The following is a 14,669-nucleotide window of genomic DNA, read 5'->3' on the forward strand; positions in this document are numbered from 1 at the left end:
GCTCGCAATGACGATTTAGCTGGCTGGTACAAGCCACGGTATGACAGTACATATTTTATAAGGAGATAAAAAATGAAAGACAAAGTAACAGTTATTACCGGTTCTACTAGCCGTATCGGGCTTGAGATAGCAAAACATTTTGCAAAAACGGTTTTGCAAAAGAAGATGAAGTAGCCACAATTTCAACAGCATTGAAAGAACTTGGGGCAAGGGCTGTATTTATCAAGGAATAAATTTGGAAAAACCTGATGAAATTCATTCTATGTTTGAGAGGATAATAAAAGAATTCGGTAAAATAGACATATTAGTAAATAATGCAGGTATTCAGCATGTTGCTCCTATCGATGAATTTCCTGAAGATAAATGGGAGCAAATTTTACGTATAGATTTAATAGCATCTTTCTATACTACAAAATACGCAATACAGATTATGAAAAAAACGGCTTCAGGCGAATTGTTAATATCGCTTCCGCTCATGCATATGTCACATCACCTTTCAAGTCGGCATATGTAGCAGTAAAGTACGGTATCCTTGGGCTTACCAAAACCGTTGCTTTAGAAGTGGCTGAGAATAATATTACAGTTAATACTATCTATCCCGGTTACGTCAATACACCATTAGTAAGGAATCAAATAGCAGATACTGCTAAAGCTAGACATATCAGTGAAGAATCAGCGTTAAGGGATGTAATCCTTAAATCTCAAGCTACGAAAAAATTTGTAGAAGTTGATGAAATAGCAAGCTTAGTAATATTCTTATGTGACAAAAAAGCATCATCAATAACAGGTAGTGGACTCTTGATAGATGGCGGCTGGATGGCACAGTAGTTTTTAATTCTTAATATTTGTTATTTATTGAGAAATAACTAACAATAAAAACTTCTTGCAAAAATTTAATTTATTCCTTTACATTTGAAATAAACCACAATTTATTCAAGGAGGAATTTATGCCAGAAAAAAACATCTACATTTTCAAACTGAAGAAACTGACTTAAATAGAGTAAAATGCCAAATTAATTCATTTTAAAGATGAACTGGCCAGCCCCATAGATGGGCAATTAGTTATAGGAGAAGTTGAAGAAGTAAAAGAAAAAGAATTTTCTAGACCCGTAGAAGTTGAGGTAAAGCGTAATTTGGGTAAGTTTAAAAAAGCTCTAGCCTATCTTGGAATTATTAAAATACGGAAAAAGTAGTAAGCAAAGAAGAGAAAATTATAGGCACCCATGAATTAGGCAATTTTACTAATGATAAGAATTCTATAGAGAACTTTTTAAACAACCTAGATTTCCATGAAGAAAAACTTTACGCATATGATCTTAGTGGTACAAAAGTTGGAGAAGTAGGTGATTTTGGTAAAGATGGTAAATTCTTAGATTTAGAAGGTAAAGCTTTACAAAATCAAAATCAGTTTATACAAAAAGGTAGCGGAGTTTACCATTTAAGTATTGCTACAAACGTAAAATATTTTGATAAAGATTTGAAGTATTAAGACTTCAAAGGTGTTACGAATATTAAACACAAAGCCCGTAAAAAGTGCTCTTAAAGGTAGCAGAGAAGCTGCAAAAATAGGAAAAAAACTACGAAAACAACAAGAAGAACAGAAATTTGCAGGAATTAAAAAGCCAAAAGGAGCTAAACTTACAAAAGTAGGAATTCCAGTACCACTACCCGATACCACTAGAGGATAACTAGTTTATAAGTGCTTGACCATTATAACGTGTATATTATAATAATTATGACCAAATTAATATGTACGTTATAATAGTCATAATAAATTATGACTATTATTTAGCCTTTTGCATGTCTAATGCTTGTATTTGAGCTTGTGTCTCAAAGTCATTTGGCTCTAATTCTAATGCTTTGTTGTATGATTCAAGAGATAAATCGTATTTGCCTAATTTTTCCAAAGTAAGACCTTTATTAAGATGTGCTTTATAATCATTGATATTTAATTTAAGTGCTGCATCATTTTAATGCTAAATTATATTTTTTAAGAATTCCTAAAACTATTCATTTATTCATGTAAGCTCTAAAATCATCAGGATTAAGCTGTATTGTTTTATTATACATTTTAACAGCTAAATCATATTTTTGAAGCCTACTCAAAATTGTTCCTATATTATAATATATGTCAGAATAATCTAAATCGTCATCATGCCTATATGTGAGTGCTCTATCATATGCCTCAAGAGCTGCTTCGTAATTTCCAAGTTCATCGAATAATTTACTCTTATTAAAATAAGCATCGGAATAATTAGGATCAATTTCAATTGCTTTATTGTATGCTTCAAGTGCTAGTTCGTATTTTTCAAGCTTTCTTAATATTTCTGCTTTATTGTTATAAGCATAAGGATGACTTGGATCTACTTCGATTGCTTTGTTATAAACTTCAAGGGCCAACTCATATTTTTCAGGAAATCTAAGTCCCAGTATTCTTAGTCTAAATCCATATCCAATATATGCATCATTCGGATTTTGTTTTATAGCTTTATCACATTCTGCTAATTCTTTTTCAAAATCATTTGTAACTGATTCAGGTTGTTTATTAAACAAGAACTTATAACCACAAAAACATATTACTATCACCACAAGAATTAAAATGCCGACAATTAAATATTATAAATTACACTTTATAAATTATGTAACTTGTCTATAATAACTAATTAGTAATTAAGTTATTTAAAGTTCGATGAATAATAGGTCTAAGTTCATTTTTTTATCTGCTATTTCAGGTAATGTACTCGAATATTATGACTTTACGGTATATTCAGTTTTTTCGCTGATTATTGGACAAGTTTTTTTTCCAAGCGAATCAGAATTCATTAGAATTCTTCTAAGCCTTGGAGTATTTGCGGTTGGCTTTCTGACAAGACCGATAGGAGGCATATTATTCGGTTATATCGGTGATAGATACGGTAGACGTATCGCTTTAATAATCTCGATGCTAGGTATGACTATTCCGACCTTTATTATGGGTCTCATACCCTCATATGCAAGTATTGGGATTTATGCCCCTATAACTCTAGTTATAATGCGGCTTATTCAAGGTTTATGTATTAGCGGTGAAGGAACGGGAGCGGCTATTTTTATCCTTGAACATCGTCAAAATTTAAGACCGGGTTTTACGGCAGGTTTAGTACATGGTTCAAATATAGCCGGTACCTTAATTGCAACATTTATCGGTATTATAATAGAACGTTATTTCTCTCATATAGATTTTGCTTGGCGTTTTGCTTTTCTGCTTGGCGGATTTATGGGTCTTGCAGGATTTTACTTGCGATTGCGCGTATCGGAAACACCGATTTTTAAAATGCTTGAGAAAAAGAAACAAGTTCTTAAAGCACCTTTTTCCAATGTAATTAGAACTGCTTGGAGATCGATGTTTTTAACTATGTGTATAGGTGCTATCGCTAGCAGCGTTATGTATTTAGTAAAAACATATATAAATGTTTTCTATTATAATGTAATGCATCTTAGTAATACTATTGCTTTATCATATTTAGCGTATAGTTCGTTTATTGCGATGATAGCGATGCCGCTTGCCGGCGGTACTGCCGATATTATCGGAAAATTTAAAATGGCAATGCTTGTTGGTGTTGCTATCTTGATATTGATTTTACCGACCATGTTACTTATGTCGACAGAAGAGATGTGGCAACAAATTATAGCTCTTACAATGCTTGGTATGCTCGCAGGAAGCATAGCAGGTACAGCTTATATACTCGTTATATCCTTGTTTACGGCAGAACAAAGATTTACCGGTGTTGCTTTCAGCTACAATTTTGCAATAGCGATATTCGGCGGAACTTCACCTATTATTTCTCGTTGGCTTGTAGAGCGCACAGGCTTATTTTATGCTCCGGCTTTTTATATTATGATTATTGCTGTCGTATTTTTAGTGATTATGTATATGATGAGGAAAGTAATTAAATCGTTGCTTAATAATTATGAACATAGAAAATAAAGAAATAACAAGTAGTTGGTTTACTAATTTACGTGATTTATTGTGCAAAGAATTTGAAAAAATCGAAGAAGAATATGCACAAACCAAAGGTTTAAAACCGGCTAAGTTTGTACGCTCAAGCTGGCAACGTAACGGCGGCGGTGGCGGTGTCATGTCTCTCATGAAAGGAGCAGTATTTGAAAAAGTCGGGGTTAATATATCTACCGTATTTGGTAAAATTTCTCCCGAATTCCGCAACGAAATTCCAGGAGCAGAGCTAGACGGGAAATTCTTTGCAACAGGCATTTCATTAGTCGCACATCTTAAATCGCCGCTAATTCCCGCTATGCATTTTAATACTCGTTATATAGAAACTTCTAAAAGTTGGTTTGGCGGCGGTGGCGATTTAACACCTTTTTATCCGGAAAAAAACGAAACTGTAAAGTTTCATGCAGCTTTTAAAGAAGCGTGCGATAAGTATGATTCTAGCTATTATCCTAAATTCAAAAAGCAATGTGATGAATATTTTTATCTAAAGCATCGAAAAGAGCCGAGAGGAGTAGGCGGAATATTTTATGATTACTTAAATAACGGTAATTTTGAACAGGATTTTGCCTTTACACAGGACGTAGGTAAGGCTTTGTTGTCGGTATATCCTGAAATCGTTAGAAGTAAGTTATTTTTACCTTGGACAGCTGAGCAGAAAGAATACCAGCTTATAAGGCGAGGTAGATATGTAGAATTTAATTTGCTATATGACCGCGGTACTAAATTCGGCTTAATGACCGATGGAAATGTCGAAGCAATATTAATGTCATTGCCACCTGAAGTAAAGTTTAATTGACTTTTTTAAAATCATAACCGGAATGGCAAAATGCTATTTCGGTGTGTTGAAACTTCTGCCAAAAGTGAGAGTATTTTCCACAAAACCAATGCAATCCTTGGTTTATAGTGAAATGCATTGAATTAGATGATATTTATAAGAAATATTTTATTTTTTTAAGGATATAGCGAATGCCAACCCATTTACGATATGAGATATATTATTTAAAAATTAAAAAATCTCACCTAATTCAATGCATTTCACTATAACAAAATTTTTTACTTTGTAAGTTTAGGCGGTAAATAATGTTCTGTTGAGATTACTTTTTTACCAGTTTTATTTTCCAAGGCCGTTTTAGCGTTTTTAGCTATACTTCCTCCTATTTTACCTGCAACCTTTTATCCCTTGCTCTATCAATTGACTTTTCCGGATCAGAAATTTCTTGAATCCTCTCATAACCGACTTTAGCAAGCCATTGTTTAAATGGTTCTGCCTTTGGAGACGGAATAGATTGTATAATACGAAGTAATGACTCTGTATTTGCACAGTCTGTTATATATTTTTTTCCATCTGTGGCAGTTAATTTCAGTCCGTGACAATTTGTCATGACCTCACTTTTTTCTTCGTTTAACCTTTGTTTTAGTTTTCTTCAATAAGCTCCAGGGTCACTACTATCAGTCAATGCTCCTACTACCTGAAAACCACCATTAGTAAAACACTATTTCGGGGTGTAGCAATCTCTACCAAAAGTCAGCTATAATGGGTATGTCCAGAGCTTAAAAGCAATGCTTTAGTTTAATTAATCGGGAGTAACTACATATCCAACCAAACTAACAAGAGCCTACCTGAACTCGTATCAGAGTTTACTTCAAAAGAAAATATTGACGAAACACAATCTTAGAAGTTTGTTATTATTTCCTGCTCGCAATGACGATATATCTTTAACAATCCCTTTTCAAATAACAAAGAGTATACTAGTCAAATGGTTTCACTATAACCATAATCACTGCAACAATCATGCAAATAGCCGGAATCTCATTAACTATGCGATAAAATTTTTCTGAATGGACATTCTTACCATTTGCAAAATCTTTTCGCCATCTTGCAAGTAAACCGTGAAATATCACTAAAACTAATACTGCAAACATTTTAATGTGAAACCAAGTATCAAGAGCAACAAACCCGTAAATATGAGCATTTATTAAACCAAAAATAAATGTGCTAATCATTGCTGGATTCATAATGAATCTGAATAATTTTAGCTCCATTACTTGTAAAGTACTATCTAGCTCACTACCTATTTTAGCTTTGATATGATAAACATATATTCTAGGTAAATAAAGAAGCCCTACCATCCAACATATAGCAGATATCAGATGGACTGACTTAAACCATAGATAGTAACTTGCCATTCTTTTCCTTATTAACTTGTTAATTTACACAAACATTTAGTAAATTCGTTTGGACATATTCTTGTACTAGAGCTACTCATAACTAAATTAGTATCAACCTTATTAATAAATCGTAACAATATATTTGTCAAACTATTAATAAAAATTTTATTTGTTCCAAGTGTCGGAATTCGGGTATATTGAATTTCATATTTATCTGCGATTAATTTATATTCAATATCAAGCTCTACTAGTGTTTCAACATGTTCGGATACAAAGGATATAGGTACGATAATTATGTCTTTTTTTAACTTCCCTGCTAGCTCTATTTCGTTTTCCGTATTCGGTTTTAACCACTCTATAGGTCCTACTCTACTTTGATAAGTTATCTTATAATCTAGATCTTTTATATTTAATTCTTTAACTATTGCTTGTACTGTTTCTTTTATCTGAAAACTATAAGGATCGCCTGCTTTTATTATTTTTTCGGGTAACCCGTGAGCAGAAAATAATATACGAAAATTTTTATAGTATAGTTTTTCTTTAATTAATGAAACATGGGCTTTTATAAAATCTTTTTCTAGAGGATAACAGCAAATTGTTTTAATTGGAATATCAATATCAAGGTTTTGTAAAAAATTTTTAACCGATGATCCTGTCGTAGTACTTGAAAATTGAGAATATAGAGGCAATAATATTATTTCGCTTGGATTATATTTTTTTATTTGACCTATTACTTCTTTAGCAAACGGTGCTGAATATCTCATATTTATAAAAATAGCAAAATCTTCTTTTATAAGTTGCTTTAGCTTTTCGGTTAGTGCTAATTTCTGCTCCTCTGTTTCCTGAAGTAAAGAAGATTTACCACCAATTAAAGAATAAATTTTTTGAGATTTTTTCTCTCTAGTAATAGAAATTATTTTAGCGATAATATAACGCAAAGGATTTGGTAGATTAATTATAGCTTTGTCATAGAATAGATTAAATAGAAAAGGCTTCACTGATTTAAGGTTTTTTGGACCGCCTAAATTAAAAAGTACTATTGCTATTCTTTTCTTCATATAACCTAACATACTCTGTCAAAAATTCTACATTTTCCGTAGGTGTTTCAGGCAAAATACCATGTCCTAAATTAAAGATAAAATTCTTTCCTTTCATTGCCTGAAGAATTTTATAAGTTTTTTCTTTAATAATTTCTTTATTAGTTAATAATACAACCGGATCTAAATTACCTTGTACTATTACTTTATTACTCCACTCTTTCATTTTTTCAAGAGGGACCATTTGATCTACGGCTAAAACATCTATCGGTACTTCTTTTATAAAGTTTTCGTACAATAATCCTGCTCCTTTAGGAAAAGCAATTACAGGAGTTTTTGGAAAAACTTCTTTTACTTTTAGTATAATCTTTTTTGTCGGCTCTATTACAAATTTAGTAAATTCCTCTTCTGCAAGTACTCCTGACCATGAATCAAAAAGCTTTAAAACATCTGCTCCAGATTTTGCTTGATTTATAAGATGATCAGCTGTTTTTTCCGTAATAAAATTTAATAATTCTTCAGCAAGTATTTTATTTTCATATATGAATTTTTTGCTCGTTTTAAAATCCTGTTTTCCTTTTCCTTCTAGCATGTAACTCATCACTGTCCAAGGACTACCTGCAAATCCTATTAAAGAAATGGGGGATGGTAATTCTTTTTTTACTTTTTTTATTATTTCATAAACCTTTTCTAATTTATAATTCGGATTGATTTGCAGATATTTAAAATCTTCTTGTGATTTGAATTGCTTTAATATAGGCCCTATATGTTCTTTAAAATCCACTTCCCATCCAAGAGCATGAGGTAAAACTAATATATCGGAAAAAATAATAGCTGCATCAAATCCATAACGTTTTATCGGTTGTAAGGTTACTTCTGTTGCTTTGCTAACATCATAACAAAAATCTAGAAAATTTTTTGTTGTTTCTCTTACTTTTTTATATTCCGGCAAATATCTACCTGCTTGACGCATAAACCAAATAGGTACTTTATTACTATTTCCTTTTAACGGATTTATAATTTGCTTCATGCTATTGCTAAAAATATTAATAATAAATATATTTATTATTTGTTGTTTATGTAAATAGAATTATGTAGATTAAATGTTTTAAACAGAGTTATCAACAAAATTTTCATTAAAATTTTCTTAAAAATATAGGTATTTTTAATTATTATTCACATAAGTTTGTAATGAATTTATACAAGTGGATAATTAAGTGTAAAATTCATTTCTAGCTTAGAAAAGACTATTTTTTCAAAGAAAAATGATATTTATTCACAATTTTATCCACAAACTATTTATTTAAAAGAAAATACACTAGATTTACTTGATTTAATAAGGATTTGAGGAAATTTTTAATAGGTTTTAATAGGAAAAATAATAAGTTATTAAAAAATTTATCCACAATTACATGTGTAAAGTATGACAAAGCTAATTATTCACTTAGTTTCAGACTCTTCCGTGCAAACTGCAAAATATGCAGCAAATTCTGCCCTTGCACAATTTACTTCCGTAAAACCAAAATTATATCATTGGCCAATGATTAGAAATTTGGAATTGCTAAATGAAGTATTAAGTAAAATAGAATATAAACATGGGATAGTATTATACACGATTGCCGATCAAGAACTCCGAAAAACTTTAACGAAATTTTGCTATGAATTAAAAATTCCATGTATTTCTGTAATAGGTAAAATTATTAAAGAAATGTCTGTTTTTTCAGGTATTGAAATAGAAAAAGAACAGAATTACAATTATAAATTTGATAAAACTTATTTTGATACACTTAATGCCATAGATTATGCTATAAGACATGACGACGGACAAATGCTTAATGAATTATCAGAGGCTGATATAATATTAATAGGTCCTTCTAGAACTTCTAAGACACCGACTTCCGTATTTCTAGCGTATAACGGTTTAAAAGCTGCTAATATTCCTTATGTTTATAATTGCCCCTTTCCTGATTTTATAGAAAAAGATATAGATCAATTGGTAGTAGGACTTGTTATTAATCCAAATAGGTTAATTGAGATAAGAGAAGCTAGATTAAATCTATTACAAATTAACGAAAATAAAAGCTATACGGATTTTAATATAGTACAAAAAGAGTGCCTAGAAGTCAGAAAAATTTGTGATAAAAGAAATTGGCCGGTAATTGATGTGTCGACTAGATCAATAGAGGAAACAGCAGCTTTAATAATGCGAATATATTATAATAGAAAAAATAAATATAATAAATAAAAAGATTTTCATTATTTACAAGTAGAAGCCTGTACTTTATAATTTTATTTATAAATATAGATGTTGTCCATATAAATCCAAAAGCAACACTATGTCATTCCTAGCTAAAAGCAACTTTGTTGTATAGATTGAAAAACCTACTCGATGTCATCCCCGCGTGTAGGCGGGATGACATAAACGAGTCATGCAATAAGGCTGTTAAAAGCGGGAATGACATAAAAGCCATATATGGACACAATGCTACAAAAACATAGAGGAATTTATGGCAAATAACGTAATGGATAGCTCTTTTAAAAAGGAAGTATTAGAATCGGATTTACCTGTACTGGTTGATTTTTGGGCAGAATGGTGCGGACCGTGTAAAATGTTAACACCGATAATAGATGAAATCAGTAAAGAATTACAAGGCAAAGTAAAAGTACTTAAAATGAATATTGATGAAAATCCTAACACTCCTTCAGAATACGGTATTCGTAGTATTCCAACGATAATGTTATTTAAAAATGGTGAACAAAAAGATACTAAAATAGGTTTGCAACAAAAAAATTCTCTTTTAGATTGGATTAATAAATCTATTTAATATTTATTTTATGTCACTTAGCTATCCAAAAGTATTTATAGAGATAACTAATGGTTATGTTGAAGGTATTGATACTCATAAAAGAGCTCAAGGTTTAAAGCATTTCTTCTTGAAAAAAGGAGTCTCTCTTTCTCCAAATATACCTATATTAAACAATATTAATTTTTCTTGTTATGAGGGAGAAAAAATAGCTTTTATAGGGAGTAACGGTTCGGGAAAAAGTTCGTTTCTAAAGTTAATCGCCGGAATATATCCGTTAAAATCCGGTACAGTCAAAGTTCATGGAGATATTGCGGCAATTATAGATATGGGAGTTGGTTTTGAGTCTGAGCAAACTGGTCGTGAAAATATAAAAATGTTAATGTTATATAATAATATGCTGGATAAATATAGCAAAAAAATTGAAAAAGAAATTATAGATTTTTCAGAACTTGGTAGTAAAATTGATTTACCAATAAAAATTTATAGCTCCGGTATGTTATCACGTCTTGCTTTTTCTGTATCGATATTTCAAAATCCGCAGATTCTATTACTTGATGAAGTTTTTGCGGCAGGCGATAGCTATTTTATAGAAAAATCTCTTAGTTTAATGAAGAATAAATTTAAAAATACTCCTATTTCAATAATAGTAAGCCATCAAGAAGAAATTATAAAAGATAATTGCGATAGATGTATTTTATTAAAAGACGGCAATATTATAGGTGATGGTACACCATCGGAAATGTTTAAAATCTATAACCAACAACAAGGAAATTCATAAATGATAAAGTATTTTTTTTCTAAAAAATACTGGCGGGCAATAGCATTACTAGTTAAAGCTTCTATAATTAGGCAAAATAAAGATTCTTTTTTAGGTTCTTTATGGAGTTTAATTCAGCCTTTTATTCACATAATGGTAATTTCATATTTTTTCGGTTTTTTATTAAGACAGCCGAGAGAATTTATGGTAATGAACTTAGTCGGTGGTATTCCTTTGTGGAGTTTTATAGTAAGCAGCTTAACGATTTGTTCAAGTTCTTTAGTTACACGTGATCAAATAATAAAAAAAGTTAGAATTTCTAAGACTTTTTTTCCTGTTGCGGATAGTTTAGGGCAATTATATACTTTAATTTGCTCATTTTCGGCAATGTATTTTGCTTTTATTTTATTATTTCCAGAAAAATTTTCTTGGCAAATAATATTTATGCCGATATTAATTTTGCCCTTAATAATATGTGTGATTAGCGGTTCTATCGCAGTAGCATTTTTAACGCCGTATATTCGAGATATTCCGCAAATGTTGAGTGTTATTCTTGGAGTTATTTATTGGAGTATACCGATAGTTTATCCATATTCGCTAATTCCGGAGTCTAAAAAGATATATTTTGAATTTAATCCGTTCTTTTTAGTTATAAGACCCGTACAAGCGTTGGTGATTGACGGAACATTACCGGATATGATGCTGATAGTTAAGTCTATTATAGTTGCATTTATTACTGTTTGTATCAGTTATTTAATTTATAGACAATTTTCTAAAAGAGTTATTTATTATTTATGAAACTTGGTTTTAATCTAGATTTTAATGAATTAGATTTAACCGGACTTAAAAAATTAGATCAAATATTTTTAGATTATCTCTTTAAAGCCGATAGATCTTTGCATAAAGATTTAATGTTATTTAGATCGACTCCTCTCTCCATTATTCCAAAAGATTATTCCGAATTTTTGCTAAAAATTTCCCCTCATTTAGACGATTTTTTAGCAGAGTTATTTTGTATTTCAAAAGAAATAACGATATCAAGGTTAAAACATAAAGATTTTGATATTATTTATGAATGTAAAAGAAAATTTGTTCAACGTGTTGCCGTAAAAAAATATCCACCGGAAAAAATAAAAGATATTGATTTTGAAGATGTGTATTTAAAACTAACTGATTTAATAGGTGCGAATTTTACTTCTAGAGAATTTGCCAAACAAATAATTATATGGCAACAGGCAGAAGAAAGTTTTGCAGAAGAATTAGACATAGCAGCTAGGTATGCTGCGTATAGGGTTTATTTGTGTGGGGGTATCAAGCCACAGGATAACATCCTATTCAACCTCCCACAAAAACTAGATAAAGAAAATCTAATAGACGATAAAAAAATATTAAAATATCAAAAAAATGAGAGAGTAGATTTTGACTATACAGATTCTTTTTTAAATCTAGATGAAGCTTTAAACCATTCTCATTATTGTATTTATTGCCATAAGCAAGATAAGGATAGCTGTTCTAAGGGATTACTGCAACCTCAGAATCGTCATTGCGAGGAGCGAAGCGACGTGGCAATCTCAGGAGATTTGACGAGATTGCCACGCTCCTTGCAGTCGCTCGCAATGACGGATTTAAAACAAGGCTGCCCGTTAAAACAAAAAATTTCTGAAATGAACTATATTAAGGCACAAGGTTTTAACCTAGGTGCTCTTGCTATTATCGTTATTGATAATCCGATGGTTGCAGCAACAGGTCATAGAATTTGTAATGATTGCTCAAAAGCTTGTATTTACCAAAAGCAAGATCCGGTAAATATCCCATTAATAGAATCAAATATTTTAGAAGAAACACTTAAATTACCTTACGGCTTAGAGATATATTTACTGCTTACTCGTTGGAATCCGCTTAATATTTATGCACCGCTTCCGAAAGAACCTACTAATTATAATATTTTAGTTACCGGTCTTGGTCCTGCAGGTTTTAGTCTTAGCTATTATTTATTACGGTCAGGTCATAATGTTGTGGCTATTGACGGTTTAAGAATTACTCTACTGCCTTTTGACGTTCATAAGCCTATAAAATTTTGGCATGAATATAAAAATTTGTTATCGGAAAGAATGCCAAGAGGATTTGGAGGGGTAGCGGAATATGGGATTACCGTTCGGTGGGATAAAAACAATCTCGATATATTGCGGCTAATATTAGAGAGAAATAATAATTTCAAATATTATGACGGAGTAGCTTTAGATTTTAATATAACGAAAGAACAAGCTTTCGATTTGGGTTTTGACTATATAGCTTTTTGCATTGGAGCAGGTCAGCCGAAAGTTTTGGATATAGAAAATTTTGAAGCTAAGGGCGTAAAAACGGCTTCTGATTTCTTAATGACTTTGCAAAACGGAGGGGCATTTTTGAAAAATTCTAGTACTAATATGGTAATTAGGATGCCGATTGCGGTAATAGGCGGCGGTCTTACTTCCTTAGACGCAGCAACGGAAAGTTTATATTACTATAAAAAACAAGTAGAGGAATTTGCCGAAGATTATATAGAAAAAGATTTGACGGAGGAAGATAAAGAAATAGCTGAAGAATTTATTGCTCATGCAAAATTGTTTAAAGAAGCTAAGAATAATGAAGAATTAAGAAAGGTTTTTAATAAGCTTGGGGGTGCTACTGTCTACTATCGTGGAAGATTGCAAGATTCGCCGGCATATAAATTAAATCACGAGGAGCTAATATATGCATTAGCACTCGGTGTTGATTTTAAGGAAAATATGCAACCTTTAAGGATTAATGTTAATAAATACGGTCATGTGGAATCTGTGGAGTTTGAGAATCGAAACCGTCATTGCGAGCAGTCAAAGACTGCGTGGCAATCTCAGGAGTTTGGCTTAACAAGATTGCCGCGTCAATGCTACGCATTTCCTCGCAATGACATCAAAACCAAAACCGTGATTATGGCAATCGGTATAGAAAATAACACTCAATTCGATGAGGATAAATATAGCTATTTCGGTGATTGTAATCCTAAATATTCGGGTAGTGTAGTGAAGGCTCTTGCTAGTACCAAAGAAGGGTACGACGCTATTAACAAAAAGCTTATAAATAATAATCCTAGCTTTAAAGGTAGTTATAAAGATTTTTGTACGCAGCTTGATTATTTGCTGACTTCTAGGGTTAATAAAATAAATATTTTAGATGATAAAACTTTTGAGTTGATAATTCATTCGCCGCTTGCTGCTAAAAATTTTAAGTTCGGACAGTTTTTTCGCTTACAAAATTATTCTGAAGATGCTGCTAAGTTAATAGAGCCTGTAGCCTTAAGCCCTATCGATATTGATGTAGAAAAAGGCTTAATAAGCTTTATAGTTTTTGAAGTCGGTAAATCTACTAGCTTATGTAAAACATTATCCGAAAATGAGAAAGTAGTTTTAATGGGACCGACAGGTTCGCCGCTAGAAATACCTCAAAATAAAAAAATAGTTATTGTTGATTTCGAAGTCGGTAATATTATAGGCTTATTAAAAGTTCTAAAAGAAAATAATAATGAAGTTATATTTGTTACCTATCCTGATATAAAAATCCGTAAATTAGTTTCAGTGGATATAGTAATAATTAATGCTTCTCCTGAAATAATAGAAGAATTGCAAAGTCTAAAAAATGAAATATTCAGTGAAAATACAAAAATAATAGTTAGCGTTAATTCATCGATGCAATGTATGATGAAAGGAATTTGCGGACAATGTATTCAAAAAGTTAAAGGAGAGCAGAAATATATTTTTGCATGTAGCCAGCAAAATCAAAATGCAGAAATAGTTGATTTTAAGAGCTTGAAAACTCGTTTACGCCAAAACTCTTTGCAAGAAAAAATGAGAAAATTAGTGGCTAATTCATCCATAATTTAATATAATAGC

Annotated in this window: 14 protein-coding genes and 1 pseudogene; 9 read left to right on the plus strand and 6 right to left on the minus strand. The window is 31.2% G+C overall.

The annotated features are described in order from the left end of the window. The first annotated feature begins 235 nt into the window (after positions 1–235). Together WSW_RS1000000112055 and WSW_RS1000000113105 are read left to right on the plus strand one after the other, a co-directional pair. Positions 236–828: pseudogene (locus WSW_RS1000000112055) on the plus strand (3-hydroxybutyrate dehydrogenase). Positions 829–1,499: 671 nt separating this feature from the next. Further along, entirely contained in the window at positions 1,500–1,688 is a 189-nt protein-coding gene (locus WSW_RS1000000113105) for a hypothetical protein (protein WP_016917289.1), read from the plus strand. 96 nt (positions 1,689–1,784) lie between these two features. On the opposite strand, the gene WSW_RS1000000110810 is transcribed toward WSW_RS1000000113105, so the two are convergent. Both WSW_RS1000000110810 and WSW_RS0104845 read right to left on the minus strand, forming a co-directional pair. Then, a complete protein-coding gene (locus WSW_RS1000000110810; protein ID WP_014273887.1) occupies positions 1,785–1,907 on the minus strand; it encodes a tetratricopeptide repeat protein in 123 nt (40 codons plus the stop codon). Between the two features lie 103 nt (positions 1,908–2,010). Beyond that, a complete protein-coding gene (locus tag WSW_RS0104845) occupies positions 2,011–2,553 on the minus strand; it encodes a tetratricopeptide repeat protein (RefSeq protein ID WP_016917290.1) in 543 nt (180 codons plus the stop codon). A 136-nt stretch (positions 2,554–2,689) separates the two neighbouring features. Here WSW_RS0104845 and WSW_RS0104850 point away from each other — a divergent pair, with 136 nt between their 5' ends. Beyond that, positions 2,690–3,964 carry an MFS transporter gene (locus tag WSW_RS0104850; protein ID WP_016917291.1) on the plus strand — a complete coding sequence of 425 codons (1,275 nt, stop codon included), beginning with the start codon at positions 2,690–2,692 and terminating at the stop codon, positions 3,962–3,964. Then, positions 3,948–4,787: an oxygen-dependent coproporphyrinogen oxidase gene (hemF, locus tag WSW_RS0104855; RefSeq protein WP_004997036.1), complete on the plus strand. Its 840-nt coding sequence runs from the start codon at positions 3,948–3,950 to the stop codon at positions 4,785–4,787. Before WSW_RS0104850 ends, hemF begins: the two co-directional genes overlap by 17 nt. Before the next feature lie 358 nt (positions 4,788–5,145). Here hemF and WSW_RS1000000109895 read toward each other — a convergent pair whose 3' ends face one another. From WSW_RS1000000109895 to hemE, 4 genes are all read right to left on the minus strand, one after another. Further along, positions 5,146–5,373 carry a BRO family protein gene (locus WSW_RS1000000109895; protein ID WP_016917292.1) on the minus strand — a complete coding sequence of 76 codons (228 nt, stop codon included), beginning with the start codon at positions 5,371–5,373 and terminating at the stop codon, positions 5,146–5,148. A gap of 367 nt (positions 5,374–5,740) precedes the next feature. Further along, positions 5,741–6,178, minus strand: a complete 438-nt coding sequence (gene hemJ, locus WSW_RS0104865; RefSeq protein WP_016917293.1) for a protoporphyrinogen oxidase HemJ — start codon at positions 6,176–6,178, stop codon at positions 5,741–5,743. Positions 6,179–6,189: 11 nt separating this feature from the next. Further along, positions 6,190–7,230 carry a ferrochelatase gene (gene hemH, locus WSW_RS0104870; RefSeq protein ID WP_016917294.1) on the minus strand — a complete coding sequence of 347 codons (1,041 nt, stop codon included), beginning with the start codon at positions 7,228–7,230 and terminating at the stop codon, positions 6,190–6,192. Then, entirely contained in the window at positions 7,187–8,227 is a 1,041-nt protein-coding gene (gene hemE, locus WSW_RS0104875; protein ID WP_016917295.1) for a uroporphyrinogen decarboxylase, read from the minus strand. The genes hemH and hemE overlap by 44 nt, the downstream gene beginning before the upstream one ends. Positions 8,228–8,620: 393 nt before the next feature. On the opposite strand from hemE, the gene WSW_RS0104880 reads away from it, so the two are divergent. The 5 genes from WSW_RS0104880 to WSW_RS0104900 all read left to right on the plus strand — a co-directional run bounded on the left by WSW_RS0104880 (position 8,621) and on the right by WSW_RS0104900 (position 14,660). After that, on the plus strand, positions 8,621–9,442 hold the full coding sequence (locus tag WSW_RS0104880) for a pyruvate, water dikinase regulatory protein (RefSeq protein WP_016917296.1): 822 nt from the start codon (positions 8,621–8,623) through the stop codon (positions 9,440–9,442). Positions 9,443–9,704: 262 nt separating this feature from the next. Continuing rightward, positions 9,705–10,022, plus strand: a complete 318-nt coding sequence (gene trxA, locus WSW_RS0104885; RefSeq protein WP_004997015.1) for a thioredoxin — start codon at positions 9,705–9,707, stop codon at positions 10,020–10,022. 10 nt (positions 10,023–10,032) lie between these two features. Then, the gene (locus tag WSW_RS0104890; RefSeq protein WP_004997012.1) at positions 10,033–10,782 is read left to right on the plus strand and encodes an ABC transporter ATP-binding protein; all 750 of its coding nucleotides are present in this window, start codon (positions 10,033–10,035) and stop codon (positions 10,780–10,782) included. Next, positions 10,783–11,559 carry an ABC transporter permease gene (locus WSW_RS0104895; protein WP_004997009.1) on the plus strand — a complete coding sequence of 259 codons (777 nt, stop codon included), beginning with the start codon at positions 10,783–10,785 and terminating at the stop codon, positions 11,557–11,559. It begins immediately after the preceding gene. Continuing rightward, entirely contained in the window at positions 11,556–14,660 is a 3,105-nt protein-coding gene (locus WSW_RS0104900) for an FAD-dependent oxidoreductase (protein ID WP_016917297.1), read from the plus strand. The genes WSW_RS0104895 and WSW_RS0104900 overlap by 4 nt, the downstream gene beginning before the upstream one ends. Positions 14,661–14,669 lie beyond the last annotated feature (9 nt).

Origin of the sequence: Rickettsia honei RB (genome assembly GCF_000263055.1) — a bacterium.
Lineage (GTDB): Bacteria > Pseudomonadota > Alphaproteobacteria > Rickettsiales > Rickettsiaceae > Rickettsia > Rickettsia rickettsii.